The organism is Microbacterium shaanxiense, from assembly GCF_054779995.1.
The window spans coordinates 546,978-573,917 of the sequence record NZ_BAAGXE010000002.1 but is presented as its reverse complement, the minus strand read 5'-3'; the positions used below and the strand labels follow the sequence as shown (position 1 = coordinate 573,917).

At 68.8% G+C, this 26,940-nt stretch carries 19 protein-coding genes; 2 read left to right on the top strand and 17 right to left on the bottom strand.

Features of this window, described 5'->3' with window-relative positions; translation table 11 throughout:
• Window positions 1-2: 2 nt before the first annotated feature.
• From ACYVG2_RS07645 to ACYVG2_RS07590, 12 genes are all read right to left on the bottom strand, one after another.
• The gene (locus ACYVG2_RS07645; RefSeq protein ID WP_448966651.1) at window positions 3-335 is read right to left on the bottom strand and encodes a hypothetical protein; all 333 of its coding nucleotides are present in this window, start codon (window positions 333-335) and stop codon (window positions 3-5) included.
• Complete coding sequence (locus tag ACYVG2_RS07640; protein WP_460780416.1) at window positions 328-1,122, bottom strand: hypothetical protein; 795 nt, start codon at window positions 1,120-1,122, stop codon at window positions 328-330. The genes ACYVG2_RS07645 and ACYVG2_RS07640 overlap by 8 nt, the downstream gene beginning before the upstream one ends.
• Complete coding sequence (locus tag ACYVG2_RS07635) at window positions 1,115-1,843, bottom strand: hypothetical protein (RefSeq protein ID WP_460780415.1); 729 nt, start codon at window positions 1,841-1,843, stop codon at window positions 1,115-1,117. The genes ACYVG2_RS07640 and ACYVG2_RS07635 overlap by 8 nt, the downstream gene beginning before the upstream one ends.
• Window positions 1,840-3,474, bottom strand: a complete 1,635-nt coding sequence (locus tag ACYVG2_RS07630; RefSeq protein ID WP_460780414.1) for a serine/threonine-protein kinase — start codon at window positions 3,472-3,474, stop codon at window positions 1,840-1,842. Before ACYVG2_RS07630 ends, ACYVG2_RS07635 begins: the two co-directional genes overlap by 4 nt.
• Complete coding sequence (locus ACYVG2_RS07625) at window positions 3,471-4,841, bottom strand: FHA domain-containing protein (protein ID WP_460780413.1); 1,371 nt, start codon at window positions 4,839-4,841, stop codon at window positions 3,471-3,473. Before ACYVG2_RS07625 ends, ACYVG2_RS07630 begins: the two co-directional genes overlap by 4 nt.
• Window positions 4,841-5,656 carry a PP2C family protein-serine/threonine phosphatase gene (locus ACYVG2_RS07620; RefSeq protein WP_460780412.1) on the bottom strand — a complete coding sequence of 272 codons (816 nt, stop codon included), beginning with the start codon at window positions 5,654-5,656 and terminating at the stop codon, window positions 4,841-4,843. Before ACYVG2_RS07620 ends, ACYVG2_RS07625 begins: the two co-directional genes overlap by 1 nt.
• Entirely contained in the window at window positions 5,653-7,086 is a 1,434-nt protein-coding gene (locus ACYVG2_RS07615; RefSeq protein WP_460780411.1) for an RDD family protein, read from the bottom strand. Before ACYVG2_RS07615 ends, ACYVG2_RS07620 begins: the two co-directional genes overlap by 4 nt.
• On the bottom strand, window positions 7,083-9,485 hold the full coding sequence (locus tag ACYVG2_RS07610; protein ID WP_460780410.1) for a transglutaminase family protein: 2,403 nt from the start codon (window positions 9,483-9,485) through the stop codon (window positions 7,083-7,085). The genes ACYVG2_RS07615 and ACYVG2_RS07610 overlap by 4 nt, the downstream gene beginning before the upstream one ends.
• A complete protein-coding gene (locus tag ACYVG2_RS07605) occupies window positions 9,482-10,741 on the bottom strand; it encodes a DUF58 domain-containing protein (protein WP_448966659.1) in 1,260 nt (419 codons plus the stop codon). Before ACYVG2_RS07605 ends, ACYVG2_RS07610 begins: the two co-directional genes overlap by 4 nt.
• Window positions 10,741-11,712: an AAA family ATPase gene (locus ACYVG2_RS07600; protein ID WP_448966660.1), complete on the bottom strand. Its 972-nt coding sequence runs from the start codon at window positions 11,710-11,712 to the stop codon at window positions 10,741-10,743. The genes ACYVG2_RS07605 and ACYVG2_RS07600 overlap by 1 nt, the downstream gene beginning before the upstream one ends.
• 48 nt (window positions 11,713-11,760) lie before the next feature.
• The gene (locus tag ACYVG2_RS07595) at window positions 11,761-17,862 is read right to left on the bottom strand and encodes an Ig-like domain-containing protein (protein ID WP_460780409.1); all 6,102 of its coding nucleotides are present in this window, start codon (window positions 17,860-17,862) and stop codon (window positions 11,761-11,763) included.
• A 116-nt stretch (window positions 17,863-17,978) separates the two neighbouring features.
• Window positions 17,979-18,548 (bottom strand): DNA-3-methyladenine glycosylase I, encoded by a 570-nt coding sequence (locus tag ACYVG2_RS07590; protein WP_460780408.1) that lies wholly within the window; start codon window positions 18,546-18,548, stop codon window positions 17,979-17,981.
• 79 nt (window positions 18,549-18,627) lie between these two features.
• Between ACYVG2_RS07590 and ACYVG2_RS07585 the strand changes: the two genes are divergently transcribed.
• Window positions 18,628-19,626: a hypothetical protein gene (locus ACYVG2_RS07585; RefSeq protein WP_460780407.1), complete on the top strand. Its 999-nt coding sequence runs from the start codon at window positions 18,628-18,630 to the stop codon at window positions 19,624-19,626.
• A gap of 36 nt (window positions 19,627-19,662) precedes the next feature.
• On the opposite strand, the gene ACYVG2_RS07580 is transcribed toward ACYVG2_RS07585, so the two are convergent.
• The 4 genes from ACYVG2_RS07580 to ACYVG2_RS07565 all read right to left on the bottom strand — a co-directional run bounded on the left by ACYVG2_RS07580 (window position 19,663) and on the right by ACYVG2_RS07565 (window position 24,263).
• Window positions 19,663-21,717 (bottom strand): acyl-CoA dehydrogenase family protein, encoded by a 2,055-nt coding sequence (locus ACYVG2_RS07580; RefSeq protein WP_460780406.1) that lies wholly within the window; start codon window positions 21,715-21,717, stop codon window positions 19,663-19,665.
• A 230-nt stretch (window positions 21,718-21,947) separates the two neighbouring features.
• On the bottom strand, window positions 21,948-22,769 hold the full coding sequence (locus ACYVG2_RS07575; protein WP_460780405.1) for a MetQ/NlpA family ABC transporter substrate-binding protein: 822 nt from the start codon (window positions 22,767-22,769) through the stop codon (window positions 21,948-21,950).
• A gap of 49 nt (window positions 22,770-22,818) precedes the next feature.
• Window positions 22,819-23,490 carry a methionine ABC transporter permease gene (locus tag ACYVG2_RS07570; protein ID WP_460780404.1) on the bottom strand — a complete coding sequence of 224 codons (672 nt, stop codon included), beginning with the start codon at window positions 23,488-23,490 and terminating at the stop codon, window positions 22,819-22,821.
• Complete coding sequence (locus ACYVG2_RS07565) at window positions 23,490-24,263, bottom strand: methionine ABC transporter ATP-binding protein (RefSeq protein WP_460780403.1); 774 nt, start codon at window positions 24,261-24,263, stop codon at window positions 23,490-23,492. The genes ACYVG2_RS07570 and ACYVG2_RS07565 overlap by 1 nt, the downstream gene beginning before the upstream one ends.
• Window positions 24,264-24,337: 74 nt before the next feature.
• Between ACYVG2_RS07565 and ACYVG2_RS07560 the strand changes: the two genes are divergently transcribed.
• The gene (locus ACYVG2_RS07560; protein WP_460780402.1) at window positions 24,338-24,751 is read left to right on the top strand and encodes an OsmC family protein; all 414 of its coding nucleotides are present in this window, start codon (window positions 24,338-24,340) and stop codon (window positions 24,749-24,751) included.
• Window positions 24,752-24,872: 121 nt separating this feature from the next.
• On the opposite strand, the gene recQ is transcribed toward ACYVG2_RS07560, so the two are convergent.
• Window positions 24,873-26,906, bottom strand: a complete 2,034-nt coding sequence (recQ, locus tag ACYVG2_RS07555) for a DNA helicase RecQ (protein ID WP_460780401.1) — start codon at window positions 26,904-26,906, stop codon at window positions 24,873-24,875.
• Between the last annotated feature and the right edge of the window lie 34 nt (window positions 26,907-26,940).

Sequence of the window (26,940 nt, the reverse complement as noted above, 5' to 3'; positions counted from 1 at the left end):
CGTCACCAGCGCGGTAGGCCCTGGCACGCCGCCGAGACGCGATACACACCGGTCTGCGGATCGGCGAACGCGAGCCACACCGCTTTCTTGTCCTTGCGTTCAGCGGCCTCGATGATGAGTTTGAACGTGGCGGGGGCTGCGCCCGCCCAGTCGATGTACGCGTCGTCGTCGATGCCGAAGGAGCCGAGTTCGGCCACGGCGAGCACCGCCTCCGCCGCCCTGATCACATCGTCGAAGTCATCGAGGTTGCCGATCTGGGATGCCAGCACCGAGGCCGTCAGATCGACGATCGGCTGCACCATCCGGTCGCATCGTTCTGCGCGAAGGTCACTCATGCGGATCCTTTCCTGCTGTGGGGCGCTTTCCGCGCCAGATTGCCATGATCGTCGGATGGATGAGCGCCGGATCGCGCGAGACGATGATGGGCACATCGGCATCGGCCGCACTCACCCTCGCCGCGGTGGCGACGGCGTTGATGCTCTCGTCGTCGATCGCATGGTGCAACGGGATCCTCGGTCCACCGGAGCCCATCGAGACGAAGAACACTCGTCCGACCGCACCCGGCGCGCGCGAGCGGTACTCGCGCACCGTGCCCTCCTGCACACCGAGCAGCAGCTCCACCTGCGGATGACCGGCTGACGACATGACCCCGGCGGTGAGTCGCTTCAACCCGGAGTACTGCACCCCGCGCTCGTCGATGATGAGCCCGCCGACGACCGCCGTCCAGGGGAAGTCGACTCCGGCGAAGCGCATGCCGTCCCGAGAGACCGCGATGTACTCCTGAGGGGAGTCGCGCACGGCGTTCAGCGAACGACGGATGCCGGCGATCCTGGCTGCGGCCACGACGGTCACGATGACGAGTACGGCGAGGAGCGCGTACGTCAGCGCACGCCCCGTTCCTGTGGCGAGGAGCACGGCCGCCACGGCGGCCGCCGCGACAGCGAGCAGGACCAGCGCGGTCAGGAAGACGGTGTTGCTGCCGCGCTTTCGCCGGTTGACCTCGGCCGCCGCCGGCAGCGAGAACACACCGCCGCCGGCGAAGAACGACCGCCATTCCGCGGCGACCGCGGCGTCGACGGGGCGCGGGACGAGCTGCGGCCCCTGGTTCTGATCCTCACTCATCGGCGCCGGACCCTTCCGTGTTCTCTTCCTCCGTGCGCAGATCCAGCAGCGCGAGGTCGGTCTTCGTGACCAGTCGCGATGCGATCGCGTACTCCACGAGCCGCCCCCGCCTGTTGGTCGCGAAGTTCCGTTGACCGCCGCGCATACCCGGTACGCCGATCCGATCGAGCTTGTCGCAGACGTTGTCGAGCTTGCGGTTGAAGCGGGTGATCGTCCACCCCAGCCGCTGCGCGGCACTCGCAGAAGTGGGGATCTCGCTCATGCCGGTGCCGTCGCGCAGCAACTGCGGCTCGGCGAGCGCCAGGATCAGCTGTCGCTGACTCACCGTCAGCGGCACGTCGCCGATCGTGGCATCACCGTCCGCACTCTCCGGACGCGTGGGCCGGAACGTCGGCTCCGCCGCGTGCACGACGAGCTCGTAAGTGGTCGGTCCGGCCGTGAACACCACAGTGGTCCGGTGGAAGACCAGCGGCAGGCGTGCACCGGGAGCCAGCCAGGCCTGCACTCCCCCTGCCGAGTCCGTCACGGTCGCCGTCAGTCGACTGCCGATGTTCGACAGCCACCACAGGCCCGCCTCATGGCTGATCTCGAGGAAGTGCCTGTGCAGGAAGAGGTTGTCGTCGATCGCGAGGTCGCCCTCCCGTCCGACCGTGAAACGCCCCCCGCGTTCGATCGGGAAGTACTCGCCGGCGAACTCGACGGTGACCTGATCGGTGCTCACTCGACGCACCCCCGCACGGGCTCTGACGCGCGTCCGTCACTGCGGCGCAGCATGACGTCGATGCAGACCTGTCCCGACGCCGCACCCTGGAAGGTCACAGTGGCCTCGCGGGACGTCTCCGGCTTGCCGGCTCCGGAGAGATCGACCGTGTTCCACAGGTACAGGTCTCCGTCCTCCGATGCCGGGTTGCTCCAGGTGAAGGTGATCGCGGTGCCGTCCCTGGTGCCTGCGAGCTCTTCGACCCGCGGCACGGCGTCGGACACGGGATCCTGCGGGACGGCCTCGCCCTGCGTCTCCACCGGTTCAGGCTCCGCCCCGGAGATCATGTTGACGCCGACGATCGTCGCTCCGACCAGCACCGCGGCGACTGCGGCCGCCGTGACCCACAGCCCCACTCGAGGTCTGCGTGTGGCGGAGGGCATCGCGGCGGGCGGAGCCGGAGTCTCGGCCCGCGCGTGCTGCACCTGCGGCAGCTCAGGGGAGAGCGTCCGCGGCGCGCGCAGCAGGGTGCGATCGTCGTCGACGGGAGCGGCAGCGGCCGAGGGCGGCGTCGAGCGGAGGACGGTGTCCTCCACGGCACCGCTGTCGACGGGGCTCCCGGGTGAGAACTGCGGACCGGACGGGGATTGCGGGGCAGGCTGCGGCCGACCGAACGGGCGGGTCGTCGCTGACGGGCGGGTGGCGCCGGCATCCGGCTCGATGCTGACGATGTCACGCACGCGGGTGAGGCCGTCCGCCTCGTCCTCGAGGTCTTCCGCGATCGGATGGTCGTCGATGATGTCGATGGGCGTGACCGAGTGCGTCAGCTCGATCTGCACCTTCTGCAGCGCACGCGCGAACGCCACGGCGCTCGGGAAGCGCGCGTCGGGGTTCTTGGCCATCGCGCGTTCGATGGCCTTCTGCAGACTCGCGGGCGAATCGGCGCGCGACAACGGCTGCAGCGGTGCGCGTTCGATGCGCTCGATCAGATCGGCACCCGAGTTGCGCTCACCGGGGCGCTCGAACGGGGAACGCCCCGCGAGCAGCGTGTAGAGCGTGGCGCCGAGGGCGAACACGTCGGAGCGGGGTCCGCTCTGCGGCGGGTCGGCGAAGAACTCCGGTGGCGACCACGGGATCGACATCCCCGTCGCCTCCGTCACCGCACCCGTGGTCGACGCGATGCCGAAGTCGGTGAGCGCCGGGCGGTTGTACTCGGTGACCAGGATGTTCGCGGGTTTGATGTCACGGTGCAGCACACCGGCGCGATGCGCGGTCTCGACCGCTCCCGCGACCTGGATGCCGACGCGCAGGGCCTCGGCGACCGAGAACGGCTCCTTCCGAGCGCGCACCTGCAGGTTCGGCCTCGGGCAGTACTCCATCACCAGGTACGGACGGCCGTCTCCGGCGACACCGGCATGGTAGATCGTGACGATCGCCGGATGCGTCGACAGCATCGCCATGACGTTGGCCTCGTCGGTGAACTCCTGGGCCGCACTGCTCGAGATCCGATCGGCGAGCAGCACCTTCACGGCGACCTTGCGCCTGGGCATCTGCTGCTCGTAGACGAAGACGTCTGCGAAGCCACCGGTGCCCAGCGGCTCGACGTAGGTGAAGCCGGGAAGTTCCGGGGGTGGTGAGGGGGGTCGACTCACGGAAGATCCTCGAACGCGACGGTGACGCCATCGCCGAGGTCGACGACGTCGCCGGAGAGCACGAGCGTCTGCTCCCCCGGGTGCAGGCGCAACGGGTCGGCTCCGGAGCGCAGCAGCGTCGAGCCGTTGGTGGTGTGCAGATCGACCACGACCACGGTGTCGCCTTCGGGACGGATCTCGAGGTGGCTGCGGGAGATGTCCTGCTGCGGGCTCTCCACCGCGACGAGGTGCGGGAGGTCTGCACCGCTCGCACGCGGTGAGCGCGGGCGTCGTCCGATGATGACCGTGCGATCGAGCGTGACGACCTGCCCTGTAGAGACACGCACGCGACCCGCGCCGGAGGCGACCACAGGGAGCACCGCCGTCGGCGCCTCCGGCGCGGCCGTCGGGACCTTCTGACGGAGGGCGCGGGCTTCTGCCACGGAGATCGTCGCTCCGTCGTGGTCTCCGTCGTCCGCGCCGTCCACGGGCACTGCGCCGGCCGGCGCCGGCGGTGCGGGAGGAGCGGGAGCCGGTTGCACGACCGCGCTCGGCGACGCGATCGTCGCACCGAACAGCTGCTCGAACTCGTCGATGTCGCTCGAATCCGACATGTCCGGCGGAGCGAGAGTCGCACCGTCGACCGAGTCGTCGACCGGCGCGGGGGTCTCGGGGATCTGCTCTGTCGCGGGCTCAGGATCCTCGACGGACTCCTCAGCGCTCGGCTCTTCGGAGACGATCGGCTCCGGATCGGATGCCTCGGGCTCGACAGCCGGGGCTGCCTCGGCCGCCGGCACCGCAGCCGGCACCACGAGGGGCGTCACAGGGGGCCGCGCGGCGAATCGCCCGGCCGGCACGTCAACCGGTGCATCCGACGCAGGCGCAGCATCCGGTGCACTCGGCGCCGGCGCATCCGCCGCCGGCGCGGCATCCGGTGCGGCCGTATCAGCAGGCTCGACGTCCGCGCTGACATTCGCCGCCCGGATGATCCCGCCGATGATGGGCAGAGGCGCAGTGCTTTCGGCGCCGTCGGCGTGCACCGCGATCCGATTCGCGTTCGGCGCGAAGCGCTCGCTCCACGTGGTGACGTTCGTGCCCGTGAAGCTCTCGGCGCCGTCGGGACCGGTGATGCGCACCTCCACGTCACCGCGCACGGCGATCCTCGCGTTGGGCCCTTCCATCACGACGGCAGCGAACGGCAGCATCGCCGCGAACGATCCCGACGCGTGATCGGTGAGGGCGTCGATCACGGCCGCGAGGTCGCCGCCGGCCTGCTGGCGCTCCCACAGCGTCGCCACGAGCTCTTCGGGGGCGTCCGGGGATAGCGCGATCAGCGCTCCCGGCGCCACCATGATGTACCAGTCCCCGGGTCGGTAGGTCGTCTGCATCAGCGAATCCCTCCTGCGGCTGCCTCGCGGGGCCGGGTGTTCTCATCGAAGTCGTCGTCCGCCTGCACCTGCATGCCGGGGCGGGACGCCACGAACACCGCATCGACGACGACGACGGTGATGTTGTCCCTGCCTCCGGCGGTGACCGCCTCTCCGACCAGGGTGGCGGCAGCGGTCTGCGGGTCTGACTCGATAGTGAGTATCTGCTGGATCTGCGTGTCCGGCACCTCGGAGGAGAGTCCGTCGGAGCAGATCAGGATGCGATCGCCGAGCTCGGCCGGGAACATCCAGAAGTCGGCGTCTCCTGTGCTGCCCGCGCCGATCGCGCGGGTGATGATGTTGCGCCGATGGTCGGAGACCGCATCGGCGACCGTGAGCTCGCCCGACTCGATGAGCTCCTGCACGACCGAATGATCGACGCTGATCTGCTCCATTTCACCGCGCGACAGTCGATACGTGCGGGAGTCGCCGATGTTGAAGCTCAGCCAGTACCCGGTGCCGTCGACGTCGGCGAGCACGACCCCGCTGAGGGTCGTGCCGGCACGCCCGGTGGCCATGACGGACAGCGCGTCGACGGCCACTCGAGACCGGCTGAGCGCGTCGAGCACGTCGTCGAGGTCCAGGCTCTCCCGACCGGCGAAACGGGCGAACTCCTCGACCACCGCGGCGCTCGCGCGCTCGCCGGCCTCGTGCCCGCCCATCCCGTCGGCGACGATGAAGATCGGTGCGCTCGCGAGCATCGCGTCCTCGTTGAGCGTGCGGCGCATCCCCGTGTGGGTGGACGAGCCTGCGGAGACGATCAGTGGAGCCGTCATGCGTAACCGCCGATCGTGACGATGCGGTCGCCGATCTCGATCGCATCGCCGAGACGGACGCGCACCGCCTCACCGGGGGTGCACGGGATGCGCTCGCCGTCGCGCACGATCACTGTGCCGTTCGTGGAATGCCTGTCCTTGACCCAGCCGCCGGACGCCTCGGCAGCCGCCTCGAAGTGCGTCTTCGACAGCGACAGCGTCTCATCGCGCACGATCACTGCCACGGCGCCGTCCTCGGGCGCCGGGTTGCGCCCGAACAGCGTGCGCTGCGAGACGGTGACCCTGGTGCCGTCGTCCCAGGTGAAGACGAGTCGGTGACCGGGGATGCTGATGCGGGTGTCCTCGACGTCGCCGAGATCGTCGGGCAGCGCCTGGTCGGACACAGCCGGGTGGGCCGGAGCAGGCTGGGCGGGTGCAGGAGGCGCGGCCGGTGCAGGAGGCACCGCGGGAGCCGCGGCGGCCGGAGTGGCCGTCGGCGCCTCGGGTGCCGGAGTGTTCCGCTCCGGCGGACCGTCCTGTGTGATGCCGGGCACGAACGCGATCAGCGAGTCCTCACCGGGACCGGGCGCGACAGGCTGTGCGCTCGGTGGCCAACTGATCGACGGCTGCGCGACCGACGGCGGAGTGACCGGCGGATGAGCGACGGACAGCGGAGCGACCGACGGCGGAGTGACTGGCGCGGGCTGCGGCATCCTGGGTGCGGGAATCGTCTCGTCGAGCGCGGGCACGGCATCGCCTGGTGCGTCGCTCTGAGCCGCGTACGCGATCGACTCGGGAGACGAGTAGCCGTGTGCGGGCCGCGCAGGCGCGAGTCCTGGCACCGGCGGCACTCCACCCATCGGGGCGGGCGCGGTTCCGGGAGCGGAGAATGCGGACGTCGGCGCTGCCGCGCGTCCAGGCAGCGGTGGTACGGCGTTCGGCGCGACCGGCCGCGGAGGCACGTTCATCGCCCGGGTGACGGGCACCCCCACCGCGGCGGCACCGGTGCGAGCGTCGAGCATCAGCGCGCGCGCGACCTTGTCGTGCCATCCCTGGAAGCGCCCCGAGCCGTCGAACAGCGGGGTGAAATAACCGACGACGATGGATGCTGCGAGCCCGAAGATCACATTGCGCAGCAGCGCCTTCCCGAAGCCGAGAGACGTGCCGTCATCCTCCTTGACCAGGCGCAGCCCCTGGGCGCGCATGCCGATCGAGCCGCTGCCTGCCTGCATGAACGTGTAGAACACGAGCCAGCCGACCATCACCAGCCACACCCCGGGTGCGCCGACGGCCAGCACCGCGAGCATGCCCTCGGGGCCGGCGAGGCTCGCGAATACGACGAGCAGGATGCTCAGGACGACCGCGATCCCGGCGGAGATCGCGGCGTCGATGATGTATGCCACGGCACGCCGTGACGTCGGGGCGACGGTGCCGAACGCCGGTTGCGTCATGGGGTCTCACTCTCGGGTGCTTCGGAAGTGCTGTTCTTGATGGTGCCAGGTTCGCGCCGAACTCGCGCGGCTGCCGCTGCTTTGAGCCCCTGGAAGCCGTTCGACAGGGCGGAGCCGACGAGCAGCGATCGCATGCTGAGGCGCGCCTTGATCCGCTTCCAGAATCCGGCTTCGGCACCGAGGCCGAGCACGATCTCATCCACCTCGCGCCAGAAGGCCTCGACATCCTCGGCGCTCGGGTCGCGTGGGCCGAAGACCTCGGCGTCGGCGCGGTCGGCGAGGGTCGTCACCGTCGGCACGGCCAGCGAATCGGCGACGAGAGCCGCCTCTTCACCGCGAGTCGCCCCTGGCGCGAGTGGAGCGCCGTAGTCGACGGCGCGGTCGGTGAGCTCGTCCCAGCCGCCTGCGATCCGGTCGGCGGTCCGCTCGGCCGTGCGGCGCGCGCGTCGCCTCGAGGCCTTCCAGGCGCCGATGATGATGAACGGTGACGCGAGCAGCGCGATGATGCCGAGCGATATCCCGCCGATCGCGAGGATGGCGAGGATGATCCCGCCGATGTTCAGCGACTCGTCCTCGGCCTCACGGTCATCGGGCAGGGTCGGGGGAAGATCGACCGGCTCCTGCGGCGGGGGCGGCGGCTGCAGCACCTGCGGCTTGGGGTCGGCGCGCGGCTTGGTGTTCTGATCGTTCGGGACCTGGTCCTCCGGCGGCGTCGGGTCGAAGGGGACCCATCCGAATCCGTCGAAGTTGACCTCGACCCAGGCGTGGATGTCGTCACCGGTCGCCGTGAAGGTTGCGGCGCCCGCGTCCTCCTCATCCGGGTAGAAGCCCATCACGACCCGCGCGGGGATGCCGAGCTCACCGGCGAGCAGCGCCATCGTCACGGCGTACTGCTCGTCGTCGCCGATCATCTGATCGCCGCCGATGAGCGTCGACACGCGTTCGGCGGTGTGACCGGAGCGCGAGATGACCTCGCCCTCGAGACCGTGGCTGAAGAACCCTTCCTCCGACAGGAAGGTCTCGAGCGCCTGCACCTGCTCGACGGGTGTCTCCGCATCCGCGACGATCTCGCCGGCGAGAGCGGAGAACTCCTCAGGAACGTTGTCCTTCGGCAGGCGCACCGCTCCGAACTCGGCCTCCGCGAGCTGCTCGTCGCTGTACTGCCCCGGCACCGTCGTCTGCACCGTGTAGCTGTCGCCCTTGCTGAGCCCCGGCGTCGCCACGGCGGTCGCGGAGCCCGTGCTGTAGTACGTGCCCCGGCGCAGCGTGTCGGCGTCGTCCCCGGAGAACTGGAACTCCGACACGAGACCCGCCTGCGGCACCCAGACGTCGGAGTACTCGTCGATGTCGAACTGCAGCGTCACGGGGATGCCCTCGGCTTCGGGCGACATGTTCGAGCGGATCGGTGTGAACGCGCTGGACGAGCTGGGACCGCCGTCGACGACGTTGACGACCTGACCGTCGAACTCATCCATGGCGGCGAGGCGCACCCGGGCACCCTCGGGGAGTCCGCGCACGGTGAACAGCGTGCTCTCGGCGTCGTCGCGCACGTGACCGCGGAACGACTGCAGCGCGCTCGGGTAGTCACGCACGTCGAACGGTGGGATGATCGTGTCGCGCAGCACGTGCCGCACCTCGGTCGGCGCGGTGAACGCGCTGGTCGCCACTCCTGCACCCGCCGCGACGGCGAGCACGACCGCACCGGAGATCATTCGCCGCATCCGCATGTGGTTGGCCCTGGCCGGGTCGATCTCGCCCACCGACACGGCGGCGTTCTGGGGGGCCCAGATCTGACGCACCGCCAGCCACGAGATGCTCGCCAAGGCGAACACAGTGCCCTGGATGACGGGGGCGGCCGGCTGCGGCGTCCCGAGGGCGATGACGGCCGCGAGCAATACTCCTGCGGGGATCAGCGCCCACGCCGGCTGCGCGAGGCGCAGGGCGAGGGATGCCGTGATCACCGCGACGACGAGCATGAGCAGGAACGGCACGAGGAGGAAACCATCCGCCCCGGAGACCGGCGCGACGGTAGTGAGCAGCTGCTTCCACGACGTCACGACCCCGACGGCGAGCTGCTGGAGCGTGTCGATCGAGGGGATGACGCCGAAGATCGCGGTGTGCGGCAGTGCGAGCGCGCCGCCGAAGAGGAAGTACGCCAGCACGGTGAGGCCGGCGATGATGAGGATGCCCCAGCGTCGCCATGTCGCGACCGCGGCGACCGCGATGCCCAGCAGCGCACCGCCGATGGCCGCCACGAGATAGCTCGGGCCCGCGAAAGTCGGCCAGAACCCCGCGATCGAGACGCCCAGCAGCACGGCGACCGCCACCATGTCGAGGATCCAGCGGCGCGTGGTGAGGACCGGTGAGGTGGGGAACGCCGATGCGACGGACGCGCTCATGCGAGGACCTTCTGAAGTGCGAGGGGGATCTGCTTCAGCGTGCCAACGCTGACCACGTCGGCTTCTCCGATGCGGCGCAGGGCCGGCGCGTCGACCGTGCCGTCGGCGACGATCGCGATCACGCGGGCGCCGAACGGGAGGCGCGCACAGGCGAGTCGTAGGTCTTCGTTCGAGACCTTGGTACCGCACACGAGCACGACGACGCTCGCGAGCGGCATCGTGGCGGCGATCACGCCGCTGAGGTCGGAGATCCCTCCGTCGCGCGGCTTGCTGGCCTCGACGGCCGCGAGCGAATCGAGCAGCTGTTTGCCGGTGCCGGCCCGGAGCTCGCGGCCCTGCACGCGCACGTCCACGCGCTGGGAGTCGCGGATCGCGCGGAGCCCGACGGAGCCCGCGACCGAGATCCCGAGTTCGAAGTCGCCGTCGCTCGCGTAGTCGCCGCTGGAGCGTGAGAGACCGATCACGAAGTGCGAACGCCTGGTCTCCTCGTACTGCCGCACCATCATCACGCCGGTGCGCGCGGTGGAGCGCCAGTGCACGTGACGCAGGTCGTCTCCGGGCTGGTACTCGTTCAGCGCGTGGAAGGACACGTCATCGCGCGAGAGATCGGCTGCGGGAAGACCTTCGAGGTCGCGCAGGAAGCCGAGGGACTGGCCGTCGAAGAGCACGGTCTGGGGGTGGACGAACAGGTCGACGGGATCGTCGCGGCGGTGCGCGCGCTCGAACAGGCCGAACGGGTCGCCGCGCACCACACTGACCGGGCCCACCTTGACGACGCCGCGGCGCTGAGTGGGTATCGCGAAGAGCTCTTCGGCCTTGTCGCCGGGTGCGAGGCGCTGGATGCCGAACTCGCCACGTCCGCTGCCGACCGGCAGCACGACACGAGAGGGCAGGATCGCGCGATCGCCGGGGTTCGACAGGGTGAGCGCGCCGACCGCTCGTTCCCCCACGACGACCCTCGTGCGGGCGAGGTCGAGGGAGACGTCGTACTCGGTGCGCCCGATGAGGAACAGCGCGCACAGCACGAGGGTCAGCGCCACGATGACAGCGGCGAGGGTGAGTTCACGCCAGCCCAGGCTCGCGCCGACGATCCAGAAGACGACCGCCAGGGCCATGAGCACCCACGCCAGTGGGCGGATGACGCTGGCGATCTTCCGCAGACGTACGCCGATGCGCGCACCGATGACCGCCGCGATGTCGCGCCATCCGGCATCACGGTCGGTCGTGGGCGCTGCGGCCAGCGTCTCTGCGGTCATCAAGCCGCCGTTCGCGCCTGAGGTGCCGCGACCGTCTCGAGAACGCGACCAAGGACGACGTCCGAGGTGGTCCCGGCGAACTCCGCTTCGGCGTCGAGCAGCAGCCTGTGCTGCCACGCCGGGGCGACGAGCGCCTTGATGTCGTCGGGGAGGACGTAGTGACGACCGTGGACGGCCGCCCACACCTTCGCGAGGCGGATGATCGCGATCGCGCCGCGCACCGACACACCGAGCCGGACGCCGCTGTCGTTGCGGGTGGCCTCGGCGAGTTCGGCGACGTAGCGGAGCACGGCCGGCTCGACGTGCGCGGTGGCTGCGAGATCGGCCATGTCGGCGACGGCCCCGGTGGTGATCATCGCCGACAGACTCGAGGACGGGTTGCGATCCGATGCTCCGGCGAGGATGCTCTCCGTCACCGCGAGGTCGGGGTACCCGATCGACGTCTTGATGAGGAAGCGGTCGAGCTGCGCCTCCGGCAGCTTGTACGTTCCGGCCTGCTCGATCGGGTTCTGCGTCGCGATGACGAGGAACGGCCGGCCGGCCTCGTGCGTGACGCCGTCGACCGTGACCTTCGACTCCTCCATGACCTCGAGCAGTGCCGACTGGGTCTTCGGGGAGGCGCGGTTGATCTCATCGGCCAGAACGATCGAGGAGAAGATCGGTCCCTTGTGGAACTCGAACTTGTGCGCCTGCTGGTCGTAGATCGTGACGCCGGTGACGTCGGAGGGCAGCAGGTCGGGCGTGAACTGGATGCGCGAACTGGTCCCCTGCACCGTGGCGGCCAGCGCCTTCGCGAGGCTGGTCTTGCCGGTGCCGGGCGCGTCCTCCAGGAGCACGTGGCCCTCCGCCAGCATCGACGCCAGCACCAGGCTGACGATCTCCCGCTTGCCCTGCACGGCCTTGTCGACGTTGTCGACCAGGCGGGCGAAGGTGCCCTGGAACCAGGCGGCCTGTTCGGGGGTCATTGTCATCTCAGTTCGTTCCTCTGTGTTCGCTTGATTGCGCTGCCGTGCCTGCGGTCACGGTCTCGGCCAGTACTGCTTCTCAGTGTCGACGCCGTCGCCCCAGCCCAGGATGTCCACCCAGACGTCCACGCCGTCGCGGCCCTTGTAGCAGCTCAGCGTCGTGCTGCCGTTGCCGTTGAAGTTGATCGTGTACGAGGAGCCGCCGATCACGTTGTCGACGGTCGAGTTGCACGTGACCCGTTGCGATCCGATGTCGAGGTCGGTCCAGTTGACGGTGAAGCGCTGACACCCGTTCACGCAGTTTCCGGCTGCGCCGCCCTGCGTGACCCAGACGCGCGGATCCGGTCTCTTGTCGGTCGTCGCAGAAGCCGACGCGACGCTCGACCATCCGGCCTTGTTGTGCACCCGCACTTCGATGACCCAGGTCTGGGAGTACTGGCCTCCGACGGTGCGGTTGCCGTTGCTGCCGACGCTGTCCCAGCCGCTCCAGTTGCCGTTGTGGTCGCGGATGCGGATCTGCGTGTCGTCGAGCGCGGCGCCGTTGTTGCCGTTGTTGCTCCAGCTCAAGGTGATGTTGCCGCCGTTGTTCTGGGCGCCTGCATTCGGCTGAGGCGGCAAGCCGTACGGCGTCGCGTTGTTCGATGAAGCCGACTCGACACCGGTGTAGCTCCCCGTGCCGGTATTCGACAACGCCCGGATCTGCAATGAGTAACCGGTGCCGTTGTCCAGCCCGCCGATCGTGTTGCCGCTGAGGCCCTGCCAGCCGCCTCCGTTGAGCCGGTACTGGTAACTGATCTCCGATTGCCTGGCACCGTTGCGCTGCTCTGCGGACAGCGTGTACGAGGAGGTGATCTCGATCGACCGGTCGTGTGCGACGATCGACGGCGTGTTCGGCGCATCGGGCCTGATGGCACCGCGGCGCTCTGCGGAAGGCGGGCTGAACTGGCCCCAGCCGGCCTTGTTCTCGGCGCGCACGATATATGTGTACCCCTGCTCGGAGGTCGGCACGACGATGGCCTGGCTGGTCTGCCCCGCCGCCGCAGGAACGGTGCGCACCGTCGAGCCGCCCTCGAGCACCTGGATCTGATAGCCGTCGATCGAATCGCCGTTGTCGTTCGGCGCCGTCCAGGAGACCTGCATCTGCGCCTGGTCGCCCACGGGTGCCAGCTCCGACGTCGTCGGCGCCGCGGGCTGCAACGGGGGTCCGGCGGGGATCTCCGCGATCGACCAGCCGCTGTAGGTCGACGGCTCAGGGGCCCTGTTCACCGCCTGCACGCGCACCTGGTACGACGTGCCGTTCTCCAGGCCCTCCCAGGTGAGCGAGTTTCCGGTGACCCCGGTCTTCTCCGTGATCCCTGAGGGCGGAGCAGGCGAGATCTGAAGATTGAACGACTCGACAGGCGATCCCGGCGTCGGCGGCGTGGTCCACGCGACCTTGAGCGACTTGTCGCCGAACACGAGGGTCGGTGCGACCGGGGTGTCGGGGCGCGCGTCAGGACGCGCGACCGTCGAGGCGCCGGACGGTTCGGAATCCCCGACGCGGTTGGTCGCGACGACCTGGAACGTGTACTCGACGTTGTTCGTCAGCCCATCCAGCGTGCACGTGGTCGTCGAGCACTGCTTGCTGTAGGCGCTGCCCGACGTGCTCGAGACGGTGTAGTGGGTGATCTCCGCGCCGTTGTTCGACGGGGCGGAGAACGACACCACCACGGTGCGGTCCTGCACGCTCGTCACCTGCGGGCGACCGGGAGCCTCCGGCACGCCCTGCACTGTGAGCACGATACGACCGTCGACATGGCGATCGGAGTCCTCGGTGGCGTCCTCGATCGTGTACCTGATCACGAGCGTGCCGACGAACTCGTCGTCGGGAGTCACGCGCACCTCGTCGCCCTCGACCGATGCGCTGCCGTTGCCGGCCTCCGGCGCGGCGGAGACGAGCTTCAAGGGAGTGTCGGGGAACGGATTGAAGTCGTTCGCGAGCACCGGCACCGAGATCGTCGCGCCCTGATCCGCCTCGTCGATCGTGTCGGTGTTCGCCGTGGCGAGCGCCCGTGTGGATGCGGTCACGTTCACGACCACAGTGCCCTCGATGGGCTCGGTCTCGCCATCCGTGATCTGAAGGGTCAGCGTCTGGCTGGTGCCCTTCTTCGTGTTCGAGGCGGCCTCGACGCTGAGCGTGTCTCCGTCGACGCGAGCGGTGAGGCCCTCGCCGGCATCCCCCTCGAGCGAGAACTCGTGCTCACCGGCATCCTCCGGATCCGGGTCGGTGACCAACGCCGCCAGGTCGAGCGTCGTGGCCGCATCGCCCGGCGCGACGTTGATCTCTGCGCGGGTGAACGTCGGCTGCTGATTGTCCGGCGGCAGCACGGTGATCGGAATCGTCAGTGTCGCCTTGCGACCTTCGGGGTCATCAGGACCCGTCCCGTCCGTGACCTCGAACGTGACGCCGTCCTCGCCGTAGTACCCGGCCTTCGAGGTGTACACGAGCGTGCCGGGGTCCTTGACGAGGTCTGCCCCATCGGCGTTCGATGCGCTCACCTTCGCGTGCTCGGTGATCTTCACAGTGCCGCCGCCCGCGACCATCACGTACTCGTCGAGCGGGAGTTCCTTCGTCTCACCGCTGACGACCTCGACCGGCTTCGTCGATATGAGCGAGGGCCGCAGGTCTTTCACTGCAGGCACGAAGATGAACGCCGATGTCGACAGTTCGTCGCGATCGGTGAGCGTGTAGCGGATCAGCTGCATCTCGTCGCCGACGGTGACGCGCACCTTGCCGTCGTCGAGCAGCGTGCCGCCGCTTCCGACCTCGACGTCCAGCGTCTCGGTCGTTCCGTCCGGATCCTCGTCGTTGCCGAGGATGTCGACGTCGCTGGTGAGCTCGCCGTCGGTGAGGTCCGAGGGCAGCACACGGTCATCGCGGGCTATCGGGGCGAGCAGAGGCACATCCTCATCGACCGTGATCTGCAGCACGGCCTGGGACGTCGCGCCGCGTGCGTCACTGATCGTGTACTGAAGGGACGTCTCCACCGCGCGGTCCGGAGCCTGCACGAGCACGCGGTCGCCCGAGACGCGTGCGTCGAGACCGGACTCGTCCCCCAGCACGAGCCCTTCCTTGACGAGTGCGATCTCGTCGCCCTCCGGATCGGAGTCGTTCAGCATCACCGGCACGGCTATCTCGCGCCCTGGGCGCACCACGACGGCATCCTTCACCGCGTACGGCGCCTGGTTCATCTCCTCCGCGGGGGCGACCCCGACGCGGATCGTCGCCGTGCCCTCCTTGCCGAGGCGGTCGCGCACCCGGTACGAGAACGTGTCGACGCCGGAGGAATCCGCATACGCCTCATAGACGAAGTAGTTCTGCGCGACCTCGGTGATCCGGCCCTTCTTCGGGTTCGAGGCGAGGCCGATCAACTCGACGGAGTCGCCGTCGGCGTCGATGCCGTCCAGCGGCACCGCGATGTTGGCGACGTTGCCGCTCAGCACGCGTGTCGTGATGTCCTGCGGGCGGGGCGCAGCGTTCTCGTCCTGGACGGGCACGATCTGGATCGTGATGTACCCGCCGACCTTGTTCCCCCGGGTGTCGGACACCTCGTACGTGGCGTACACGGTCTTCGCCTCGTCGCCGGCTTTGAAGCGCACGGCATCCTGCGAGACGAAGATCTCGCCGTCCTCCGGGTCGACGAACGGCTCGACGAGTTCCGGCTCGAGCGTGAGCGCGTCGCCGATCGGGCTCGTGTCGTTCTCGAGCACGGGGATGGTCACGACGTCGCCGACGCGCACCACGGCCTGATCCGGCGTGGTGACCGGCGGGAGGATCTTGTCCGGCGCGGGAATCGGTATCACGACCACCTCGCCCTCAGCGGTCTTCGACCCGTTCGAGATGCGGTAGCTGATGCGCACCTGCTCGTCGAGAGCACCCTGATCGCCGATGCGCAGCGACTCGTGGTTCAGCACCGACACGGAGACGCCGCTGCCGGGCTCCACGGTCACCGACTGGATCACGAGGATGCCGCCGGACGGATCGGTGTCGTTGTTCAGCACACCCAGCAGCACCTCGCCACCCGTCGGCAGCAGTGCGACGTCGCGCACAGCGACCGGCGGCAGATCCTGCTCGCTCGCATCGGCCACGTCGATGCGCACGATGCCCGGCACGCCGTTCGGGCCTGCGGCCACCTCGTACAGCACGTAGTAGACGCCGGGCGCCGGGGCGCTGAAGGTGAAGGTCTTGTTCGGGTAGTCGGGCTGGATGGTCGCGCCGGGCGTCTCATCGCCGTTCACCCTGGTCAGGCGCAGCTGCTCCTGGCCAGAGCTGGAGTCGTTCGCGAGCGGCGAGACCGTGACCTGCTCGCCGACCCGGGTCATCACGTGGTCGGCGTTCGTCTTGGGCAGCGTGGTCCCCGCTGGGCGCACGTCGAGCACGAGCGTGCCGGTCGTGACTTCGCCGAGGGCATCGGCGACGGAGACCTGGACCTCCTTGCGGCCCTGCAGGCTCGCAGTCGCCCGGTACGTGATCTGCCCGTCGGTGGTGAACTCGACCTCGTCACCCGGCGCCGCGACGACGCCGCGCAGGTAGATGTCATCGCCTTCGGGGTCGATCCAGTCCGGCAGGATGTTGTACGAGATCGTTCCACCGGTCTCGATGGCCAGGGTCGTCGCGCGCTTCGGCTTCGGGGCGGTGTTGGTGTCCCAGTCCTTGACGGACAGACTCACCTTCGCGGTGTCCTTGCCGCCGCGGCCGTCGTCCACCTCATAGGTGAAGGACGCCGATCCCGACGCATCCTCTGAGACGGCGATCTGCAGCGAGCCGCCGTCGTAGATCGGCTGCACGGTGCCGATCGACGGCTGCTGCTCGGCGACCGCGGCGACCAGGACATCTCCGTCCGGATCGTTGTCGTTGTCGAGCACGGGCAGCGCTGTGGTCTGACCCGGCCGCACGCCGAACTCGTCGTCCTCCGCGACCGGAGGCGTGTTCACGTTGGTGCGCACGGGAAGAGTGGTCTCCACAGTCTCCTGCGTGGTGTCCTCTTCGTTCTCGGTCTCGCCCTCTGGCGGCGTCAGGTCGTCCCAGTTGTCGACCTGCTGCAGGCTCTCATCGGTGAGCCACGCCGCTCCGCCGACCGTGTCGTTGAGGATGATGACGTCGCGGTTGACGCGGAAGGTCAGCGACGCCGAGGACTCGGCACCGGGAACCTTCTCATTGATGTCGTCGTCCTCGCCGGGGCACTCGCGCACGAACGTGCCGGTGCCGGACCATGCACCGTAGCGGCAGCCCAGCAGCGAGACGGGTGCTGCCGGTGTGCCCTCGCCCCCGGCCTTCGTGACGATCGGGTCGCCGCCGTCGAGCGGTACGTCGACCAGCTGAGATGCGGTCGCCACGGTCACGGTGTCCGTCGCCGTCGAGGAGTACTGCAGCACGGCGGAATCCGCCTCAGTGATCTCGGTGCGCATCCCTCCCGGCGTCATCACGGCGCTGTCCGCCGGCGACAGGACCACCGGCGTCTCGCCGACCGCCGTGATGGACGGCGCGATCGAGGAGTCCAGCTCGGAGAGCCCGGCGGTCTGCGGGTCGAGCGCCTGCCCCTCCGGATCGACCGGGATGGTCACGACCTCGGCGCTCTCGCCGGAGACGGCGTACACCGTGCCGTCCTGCCCGACGGTGACGTCGGAGTTCTTGCCCAGTTCCACGAGCGGGTCGGTGCCCTGCAGTTCGAAACCGGCGATGCCTGCGACCGGCACGACCCAGAGGTCGCCAGATTCGGTGTCCAGGATCGCGGCGGTGCTGGCGCCGAGCGCCACCTTTGCAGAACCAGGGATCGTGGTGCTGTCGCCCAGCGAGACGCGGGCGGAGTCGACGGCGGTGAGCGTCGAGTTCGTGCGGTCGGTGACGAGCACGGTCGACTCGTCCTGGAGGATGTCGAAGCCTTCGCCCGTGGTGCGCAGTCCGCCGTCGAGCAGAGTCGACTCGTTGTTGAAGTGCCCGACCATGAGGGCTGACGACTTCGTGATCCAGACGCCGCCGTCGTTCAGATCGACCTTGGTGGTCGGGTTGCCCTCATACGTGAAGGCGAGCGTGCCGATCGCGACGACCGCCGCGGTGACACCCGCGACGGACGCGGCTGTCTTCGGTTTCGCGCGCAACCATGACAGCGCCTTCATCGTCAGATTCCCCCCGGTGGACGTCACAAGCGTGCGCCGGGCCATCGACCCAGGACGCACCGGTACATCCTAACCGCCAGATGCGGATCGCCCCACGGGCAGGAATACCCATCTGATCAGGTGACGCGCCAGCACCCCTCGACGTGATCGTCGACCATGCCGGTCGACTGCATCAACGCGTACATCGTCGTCGCTCCCACGAACCGGAATCCGCGTTTGCGAAGCGCCTTGCTCATCGCCGTCGATTCGTCCGTCACTGCAGGGACGTCGGCGAACGACCGAGGGCGGCTGCCTGCCGCCGGTGCGAACGACCACATGAGCTCGTCGAGCTCCCCCGGTGCCATCTCGGTCACGAGGCGCGCGTTGCCGATCGTGGCGAGGATCTTGGCGCGATTGCGGATGATCCCGGCATCCGCCATCAGCCGCTCGACATCGTCATCGTCGAATGCGGCCACCGCTTCGGGATCGAACCCGGCGAACACCTCGCGGAACCGCGGGCGTTTGCGCAGGATCGTGATCCAGCTCAGTCCGGCTTGGAAGCCCTCGAGCGACATCTTCTCGAACAGCGCGCGGTCGCCGTGCAGCGGGGTTCCCCACTCCTCGTCGTGATACCTGGCGTACTCGGCATCCGTCCCGATCCATGCGCAGCGTGCGCGCCCGTCGACGCCGGTGAGAAGGGAGGTCATGTCATCAGCGTAGGCAATGCCGCCGACACGGGTATCGCGCCGGTAACCTGGGCACTCGACAATCGGGGGGGATGCCGTGATGCGATCATCTACGACGGCCAGGATCACCACTGCTCTGATCGGCGTCATCGTCACGCCGATCGCTCTGGGCATCATCTCGGCCGGGGGCATCGAGGCGTACCGGCTCTTCACGATGTTCGGCTACACGGGTGTCGGCCTCACGGAGTTCGCGGGGCCGATCGCGCTGCAGATTCTCGGGCTCCTGCTCCTCGTCGGCGTCGTCGCGACCGGGCTGTGGAGCTCTGCCGGCCTCATCGGCGTCGGTGTGCTCGGACTCGCGGCGCTGGTGCTCGCCGTCGTGCCGGGGCTCATGCTCGAACTGCTCATCAGCGCGCCGCCGTTCCTTCCTCGGGCGTGGGGCGACGGGCTCTATTACGGACTCCCCCTCCTCGTATGCACGGTTCTCGGGGCCATGGGCCTGTCGCTCATGTTGATCCGCCGGAGCACACGCGGCGTCGGCGCAGGCGTCGTCGTCGGAGGGTTCGTCGCGGCGCCCGTGCTGCTGGCGGTCGGAGGATGGCTGCTGGTCTGGGGCAACGGCGAGGGTCAGATGAACGCGGTGAGAACCTTCGACACCTCGATCAATCCTCTGGTGGCACTCGCACTGATCGTCGGCGCCGCATTCACCGTCGCCGGGATCGGCGCCAGCAGGTGGTCACCGTGGTCGCTCGTGATTCCGGCGCTCTTCCTGCTTCTGATCTCGCTGCTGTTCGTCACCACGATGGGAGCACCCGTCTTCCGCGGCATCGTGCCGATGGATCTGCTCCGGTCCGGGACGCCGATGGTCATGGTGGGAGTCGCGACCGCAGTCGCCGTGGCGCAACTCGCCTTCACCGTGGTGCTGCTCATCATCTCCCGGCGCGGGCGCCTGCCTGCGGCATCCGTTCCCGTTGCCGATCACGGGGCGTATCCGGTCGGGCAGCATCCTGTCGCGCCTCAGTGGATTTATCCCCCGGCTCCACCGGTCGCGGCTCCACCGCCACCCTCCGCCGGTCCTCCCGTGCCGCCTACCGGCTGAACCCGACGCGCCGTGAGTGCGGCGAGGTCGCCGCGCTCAGCGCTTCTGCTTCTTCAGAACCTTCTCCGAGATCGGCGCCTGACCGGATGCCGCCAACTCGGCGTAGTACGCACGGGCCTCGTTCTGACGCTCCAGCTCCGCACCGCTCGCGATGGGCGCACGCACGTGCTCGGGCTCGTAGCCGAAGGCGTTCACGAGATCGAGGGCGTGCGGCCGCAGCCGCAGGCACAGTCGGTCGATGTAGCTCGACACCGCAGCGGCGCGCTGCGTCGAGAGGCGCCCGTTGATGATGTGCCAGGCGAGGTGCTTCTCGATCAGCTGCAGGCCGAACAGGTCGCGCAGCCACGTGAGCACCTGACGGGTGCCGTCATCGGGGATGCTGTTGACCGCATCCGTGAACGCCTCCCACTGCAGCAGTTCGCCGTGCGCGCGCGCTGCCTCGATGAGGTCGGCCTGGTTCTCGTTGAACAGCTTCTCGCCGAGCACCTTGTCCTTGCCCGCAGGACGCAGGCGGCCGGCGATGTCGGCGACCATCTGCTGCACGCGGTCCGCCAGCAGCTCGTGCTGCTGCTCGGCGCGCAGACCGTTCTCGACCGAGCGCGCGGTCGAGCCGAAGTCGGCGATGTTCTGGCCGAAGCGGCGCAGGCCGGCGCCGTGGAACACCTTCCCTGCGGTCTGTCCGACCGCGTATTTCGCGAGCGCCGCGGCATCCTTGTCCTTGAACTGCTTCGCGAAATCCGTCAGCAGTCGCTTGCCGACCAGCTGCAGCAGGATGTTGTTGTCGCCCTCGAAGGTGACGTAGATGTCGAGATCCTGACGCAGCCCCACCAGTCGGTTCTCGAACATGTAGCCGGCGCCGCCGCAGGCCTCGCGGGCCTCCTGCAGGGTGTCGAGCGCGTGCCAAGTCGACAGCGGCTTGAGTGCTGCCGCGAGGGTCTCGAGGTCTTCGCGGTCGTCGGGTGTGTCTGTGCGACCGGAGAACACTCCGTCGAACTTCTGCAGGAACTCGTCGTGCGCGAAGATCTGCGCATATGTGGTGGCAAGACGCGGCAGCAGCCGGCGCTGGTGCTTGCCGTAGTCGAGCAGCACGACCTCCTGTCCGTCAGCGCCGTCGAACTGGCGGCGCTGCGTGGCGTAGGTGATCGCGATGTACAGGCCGAGGGCGGAGCCCCAGGATGCTGCGCCGTCAAGTGACACGCGACCCTGCACCAGGGTGCCGAGCATCGTGAAGAAGCGGCGGCCGGGGCTGTCGATCGAGCTCGTGTAGGTGCCGTCGGCGGCGACGTCGCCGTACTTGTTCAGCAGGTTCGTGCGGGGGATGCGCACGTGGTCGAACGAGAGCCGACCGTTGTCGATGCCGTTCAGGCCGCCCTTGAGACCGTCGTCCTCGCGGCCGATGCCTGGCAGGTCGTCGCCGTCGTCACCGCGCAGCGGCACGTAGAAGCAGTGCACGCCGTGGCTGACGCCGTTGGTGATCAGCTGCGCGAACACGGTCGCTGCGACACCGTGCAGCGCCGCGTTGCCGAGGTACTCCTTCGTCGCGCCGCGGAACGGCGTGTTGATGACGAACTCCTCGGTCTCGGGGTCGTAGGTCGCGGTCGTGCCGGCCGAGGCGACGTCGGAGCCGTGTCCGATCTCGGTCATCGCGAACGCGCCGGGGATGGAGAGGTCCATGATCCCGGGGAGCCACTTCTTGTGGTGCTCTTCGGTTCCGAGCTGCAGCACGGCCGATCCGAACAGTCCCCACTGCACTCCCGCCTTGATCTGCAGGCTCGGATCGGCCGCGACGAGCTCTTCGAAGCCGGAGATGTTCGCGCCGTTGTCGTCCTCGCCGCCGAATGCCCTCGGGAACGCGCGGTGCACGGCCTTGTTCTCGACCAGCAGGTGCAGCTGGCTGAGCACGCGCTCGCGATGCTCGTCCTTGCCCAGCTCGTCCATGCGCCAGAAGGCCGGATCCTTGATCATCGCGCGCGCCGTGCGGCGCGTGTCTGCCCAGGTGCCCAGCAGAAGGTCGTTGACCCGATCGACGTCGATGCGCGGGGCATCGTCGTCACTGTGTGAGGCTGCGGTGCGGACGGCGGCGTCGACCATGAGAGTTCCTCTCAAAGAGAAGTAAGGATGCTTCAACCGTAGGAGTCCTCCAACACGCCACCAAGCGTTGTGTGCGCAACCTCCAAGCCTCCCGCGGCACGCGGTCAGGTCGAGTTGTCGCGAGGCCACAGCCCGGCTCCCGCGGGCGGCGGCGCGCCTTCAAAGGAGGAAAGTGTCGGTCTCGAGCGATCGTGGCCGACACCTTCCTCCTCTCATCGGGTGCGCTCCGCTCAGAAGGCGACGTCGATCGTGCCGTTGGACTCGATGACCTCGCGCACCTCGTCACTGGCGAACGCGGCCTTCAACGCCGCGGTCGCCTCACTGTCGGCATCCTCTTCACGGACCGCGACGTGCAGCGCGAACCGGTCGTCGAGTTCTGTGATGAGGCCGTCGTCGGCGGGGTTGAGGCCGAGAGCCGCGATGTGGGACGGCCACTGGAAGACGAGGTCGGCCTCTTCGTACGCAGAGTTGAGCGATGCGATCGGCACCTCGAGGAACTCGATGTTCTTCGGGTTCTCGGTGATGTCGTCCACGGTGGACACGTAGGGGTCGACATCGGGGTCGAGGGTGATCACGCCTTCGGCATCGAGCAGCTTGAGCGCGCGGCCCAGGTTCGACGAGTCGTTCGGCACGGCGACCGTGGCGCCGTCAGGAAGGTCGGCGATGTCGTCGAGCGTCTTCGAATAGAACGCGATCACGAAGTTGTACACCGGCTGCACGGCGACCAGCGAGGCCCCGTTGGCCGCGTTGAACTCCTGCATGTACGGCTCGTGCTGCGAGAAGTTGCCGTATGCGTCGCCGTCGTTCACGATCGTGTTCGCGGTGATGTAGTCCGAGACCTCGACGAGCTCGATCTCGTATCCGTCCTCGATCGCCTCCCCCGCGGCCTCGACGACATCCGTCATCGGCGCGGTGACGGCGGCGATCTTGAGCACGACGGGTTCGGATGCTGCGGCATCCCCGCCTTCGGACGGCTGGCCCGACGCGCATCCGGCGAGCACCAGAGCGGCTCCGATGCTCGCGGCGAGGATGCCGATACGTGCGGTTCTCATGAATCCTTCTCTCTTCGGGGTGGTTGTTCCACTGCGCCGGCGCGGCGGCTCAGCGGTGGTCGAGTTTCTCGGAGGCACGGTGTCCGACGGCCTGGATCACCAGCACGCAGACGACGATGATCGCGATCGTGATGTACATGAGCGCGTCGTTGTACTCCTGGTAGCCGTAGCGCATCGCGAAGTCGCCGATGCCGCCGCCGCCCACGACGCCGAGCACGGTCGAGTACGACAGCAGGCTGATCGCCGCGGAGGTCAGCGCGTAGACGAGTCCGGAACGCGCCTCGGGAAGGAGGACGCGGAGCACCGCCTGCGGCAGCGTGGTACCCATCGCGACCGCGACACGGGAGATGCCCGGCGGGATCTCCCGGAGGATCTGCTCGACCAGCCGGGCGTAGATGGCCACGGCGACGAAGCACAGCGGCAGGGTCGACGCCTGCGTGCCGAAGCTGGTGCCGATCACGGCACGGGTGAACGGGATGAGGAAGACGACGAGCAGCAGGAACGGGAACGAGCGGACGATGTTGATGTACATGTTCGCGATCGTCCAGACCGGGCGGTTCTCGGCGATGCCGCCGCGCTGCGTGAGGAACACGACCATCCCGAGCGGGAGTCCGATCAGCACGGCCGCCGCCAACGACACGAGCATCATGTACCCGGTCTCGGCGAGCGCTTCGGCGATGTCCGCGCCGTACTCGGAGAGGAGGTCGGTGAGCCAGCCCATCACATCAGCTCCCGCTTGACCTGTTCGTGATAGCTGGGCATCGCGCGCAGGTCGGTCTTCTTCACCGCGAAGAGTTCGCGCATGCGCCCCTTCTCGAGCAGCAGCGCGCGATCGCAGATCGCCTTCACGACGTCGAGGTCGTGCGAGATCACGACGATCGTCGTGCCGAACTTCTCGCGGGCGTCGAGCAGCACGCGGAGCACCTCGGCGGTCGTGCTGGCGTCCAGCGAAGAGGTCGGCTCGTCGCAGAGCAGCAGCGGCGGGCGGGTGACCAGCGCGCGGGCGAGTCCGACGCGCTGCTTCTCCCCACCGCTGAGCTCGGCCGTGTGATGGTCGGCGCGATGCGTGAGGCCGACGAAGGCGAGCATCTCATCGACGGCGGCCCGCTCTTCGGCACGCGTGCGCCGGATGCCTGCCCTGCGGCTGATCTGGAGTCCGAGCGCGACGTTCTGCCGCACGGTGCGATTGCTGAGCAGGTGGATGCCCTGGAAGACGACGCCGACCTGCCGGCGCAGCATCCGCATCTCGCGGCGACTGCGTCCGGCCATGGTCGCACCGTCGACGCGCACCTCACCGCGGTCGGCCGTGATGAGCCCGTTGACGAGTTCGAGGAGCGTCGTCTTGCCCGCACCGCTCTCGCCGATGACGCCGAAGATCTCGCCGCGATCGATGCTCAGGTCGATGCCGTCGAGCGCCGGCGGCTGGTCGGAGCGGTCGCCGTAGTACTTGCTGACGTCGCTGAACTCGACGATCGTCGTGCCCGTGGTTTCCATCGATGCGTGCCGCTCTCTTCGCTCGCGGCTTCATCGCCCGGAGTTGGTGTACTGAGTCCAATTATAGTTGAGGTATGAGCATGAGGTATCGGACAGGGGCGATCAATCGTGATGGCGGAGACGGGACGGCCGCAGTTCCGGATGGGCTGACGGTGACGGTCTCGTCACCGCTGAACCCCGACCGCGATCCGGCGGGGACGAACCCGGAACAGCTCTTGGCGCTCGCCTGGGCGACATGCCTGAACGCGACAGCGCAGGCCGTGGTGGCGCGTCGCGTGCAGACCGCGGTGCGGGTCGAAGTGGAACTGCACGACGCCTCGGCGGGCGGTGGTTACGAGTTCCACGTCGATGCGTTCCTGTCGGTGCAGGATGCGGATGCCGCGGAGACGGAGCGCGTGCTCGCTGCCGCCCACGCCCGCTGTCCGGTGTCGAAGCTCATCGGCGGCGCCGCGACCGTCGCCGTGCACGCCGAGGATTTCACGGGCTGACGCCTCAGTTCGCGGCGACCACCGCTCTACGCTTGCGCTACACCTCGTGACAAGCGCGCCATCGATCGGTGTCGCGGATGTCACGAACTGTAGCGCTGAGCGTCAGAGTGGCCCCGGCCACTCAGTTCGCGGCGACCACCGCGAGCACGGCGTCTCCGTAGGCCTCGCGCTTCTTCTCACCGATGCCGGTGATGCCGTCGAGGTCGCCCATCGACGCGGGACGGAGCTCGGCGAGCGCACGCAGGGTCGCGTCGCCGAACACGATGTACGCCGGCTTGCCGATCTCCCGCGCCGTCTCGGCGCGCCACACCCGCAGCGCCTCGAAGAGCGACCGGTCGCCCTCGGCGACGGCATCCGCTGCCGCAGACGTCTTGCGTGAGCGGGTAGCGCTGACCCTCCCCATGGTGTCCTTGCGCAGCGGCACCGGCGTCTCGCCGCTGAGCACGCCGGCCGCGACCGCACCGGGGGCGAGCGTGCCGTAGTCGCCCTGAGCGACGAGGATGCCGCGCGCGAGCAGCTGCCGCACGACGCTGCGCCAGTCCTGATCCGACAGGTCGGCGCCGATGCCGTAGGTCGCGAGACCGTCGTGCTTCTGCTGGCGGATGCGGTCGTTCGACGACCCCCGCAGGATGTCGATGAGGTGACCGGCGCCGAACGCCTGGTTGCGCTCCCGCTTGAGCCTGACGATCGTCGACAGCAGCTTCTGCGCCGGAACGAGGCCGTCGAACGTCTCCGGCTTCTCCAGGCACGTGTCGCAGTTGCCGCAGGGAATCGATTCCTGGCCGAAGTAGTTCAGCAGGTTCCGGCGCCGGCATTCGACCGTCTCGCACAGAGCGAGCATGGCGTCGAGGTGCTGCCCCATCCGCATCTTGAACGTGCGATCGCCGGGGCTCTGGTCGATCATGCGGCGCTGCTGCACGACGTCGCCGAGACCGTAGGCCATCCACGCCACTGCCGGCTCGCCGTCTCGACCGGCACGACCGGTCTCCTGGTAGTAGCCCTCGACGGACTTCGGCAGGTCGATGTGCGCGACGAACCGCACATCCGGCTTGTCGATGCCCATGCCGAACGCGATCGTCGCGACCATCACGACGCCGTCCTCGCGCAGGAACCGCGACTGATTCGCGGCGCGCACCTCGGCAGGAAGGCCCGCGTGGTACGGCAGGGCGTCGAGCCCCTGCGCCGCGAGATACGTCGCGGTCTGCTCGACGGACTTGCGGCTGAGCGCGTAGACGATGCCCGCTGCGCCGTCGGGCATCGAACGGACGAACTGCACCAACTGCTTGCGCGGGTCGACCTTCGGGACGATGCGGTACTGGATGTTCGGGCGGTCGAAGCTCGCGACGAAGTGCTTCGCTCCCGCGCTCCCGCCGGCCCCGTCGAGTTGCAGGCGCTCGGTGAGCTCCTTGTGCGTGGCGCGGGTCGCGGTGGCGGTGAGCGCCATGCGCGGGACCCCGGGGAACCGCTCGCCGAGGTCGCCCAGCGCGAGATAGTCGGGGCGGAAGTCGTGGCCCCACTGCGACACGCAGTGCGCCTCGTCGATCGCGATGACGCTGAGCACCCCGCGCTGCAGCAGTGTCGTCGTCTGACGGTTCGAGAGCCGCTCCGGCGCGACGTAGATGAGGTCGAGCTCGCCGGCGATATACGCCCGCTCGACCTCGGAGCGTTCGGAGACCGACTGCGTCGAGTTCAGATAGGCCGCGTTCACGCCGTTGGCGCGCAGCGCGTCGACCTGGTCGTGCATCAGTGCGATCAACGGGCTGATCACGAGCCCGGTGCCCTCGCGCACGAGCGCCGGCACCTGGTAGGTGACGCTCTTTCCCGCGCCGGTCGGCATGAGCACGACGGCATCCCCACCGCCGATCACATGATCGACGATCGCCTCCTGGTCGCCGCGGAACGCGTCGTAGCCGAAGACGGTGTGCAGCGCCTCGCGGGCGGTCGCGTAGCGCGCCGGCGCCGCCTGTCGCGCGACGGGAGCAGAGGATGCCACCACTGGCGTCGCCGGGCCCTGACCCCAGTCGAGCGGCGGTTCGTAACCCGGCCCCTGCGGTTCCCAGTCCATCTCTTCGGGCGGAGGGGCGTCTTCCCAAGGGGCGGGCTCGGTCGGATCCCACGGCAGATCCTCGTACGGGTCACGGGATGTCTGCGGCATCCCTCCAGCGTAACGACCCCTGCGGACGCCCGCC

Excerpts from the sequence above, each read along its gene's own strand:
- ACYVG2_RS07645 (WP_448966651.1), bottom strand. The coding sequence starts at position 335 with ATGAGTGACCTTCGCGCAGAACGATGCGACCGGATGGTGCAGCCGATC.
- ACYVG2_RS07640 (WP_460780416.1), bottom strand. The coding sequence starts at position 1,122 with ATGAGTGAGGATCAGAACCAGGGGCCGCAGCTCGTCCCGCGCCCCGTC.
- ACYVG2_RS07625 (WP_460780413.1), bottom strand. The coding sequence starts at position 4,841 with ATGCAGACGACCTACCGACCCGGGGACTGGTACATCATGGTGGCGCCG.
- ACYVG2_RS07620 (WP_460780412.1), bottom strand. The coding sequence starts at position 5,656 with ATGACGGCTCCACTGATCGTCTCCGCAGGCTCGTCCACCCACACGGGG.
- ACYVG2_RS07615 (WP_460780411.1), bottom strand. The coding sequence starts at position 7,086 with ATGACGCAACCGGCGTTCGGCACCGTCGCCCCGACGTCACGGCGTGCC.
- ACYVG2_RS07610 (WP_460780410.1), bottom strand. The coding sequence starts at position 9,485 with ATGAGCGCGTCCGTCGCATCGGCGTTCCCCACCTCACCGGTCCTCACC.
- ACYVG2_RS07605 (WP_448966659.1), bottom strand. The coding sequence starts at position 10,741 with ATGACCGCAGAGACGCTGGCCGCAGCGCCCACGACCGACCGTGATGCC.
- ACYVG2_RS07600 (WP_448966660.1), bottom strand. The coding sequence starts at position 11,712 with ATGACAATGACCCCCGAACAGGCCGCCTGGTTCCAGGGCACCTTCGCC.
- ACYVG2_RS07595 (WP_460780409.1), bottom strand. The coding sequence starts at position 17,862 with ATGAAGGCGCTGTCATGGTTGCGCGCGAAACCGAAGACAGCCGCGTCC.
- ACYVG2_RS07590 (WP_460780408.1), bottom strand. The coding sequence starts at position 18,548 with ATGACCTCCCTTCTCACCGGCGTCGACGGGCGCGCACGCTGCGCATGG.
- ACYVG2_RS07585 (WP_460780407.1), top strand. The coding sequence starts at position 18,628 with ATGCGATCATCTACGACGGCCAGGATCACCACTGCTCTGATCGGCGTC.
- ACYVG2_RS07580 (WP_460780406.1), bottom strand. The coding sequence starts at position 21,717 with ATGGTCGACGCCGCCGTCCGCACCGCAGCCTCACACAGTGACGACGAT.
- ACYVG2_RS07575 (WP_460780405.1), bottom strand. The coding sequence starts at position 22,769 with ATGAGAACCGCACGTATCGGCATCCTCGCCGCGAGCATCGGAGCCGCT.
- ACYVG2_RS07570 (WP_460780404.1), bottom strand. The coding sequence starts at position 23,490 with ATGGGCTGGCTCACCGACCTCCTCTCCGAGTACGGCGCGGACATCGCC.
- ACYVG2_RS07565 (WP_460780403.1), bottom strand. The coding sequence starts at position 24,263 with ATGGAAACCACGGGCACGACGATCGTCGAGTTCAGCGACGTCAGCAAG.
- ACYVG2_RS07560 (WP_460780402.1), top strand. The coding sequence starts at position 24,338 with ATGAGCATGAGGTATCGGACAGGGGCGATCAATCGTGATGGCGGAGAC.
- recQ (WP_460780401.1), bottom strand. The coding sequence starts at position 26,906 with ATGCCGCAGACATCCCGTGACCCGTACGAGGATCTGCCGTGGGATCCG.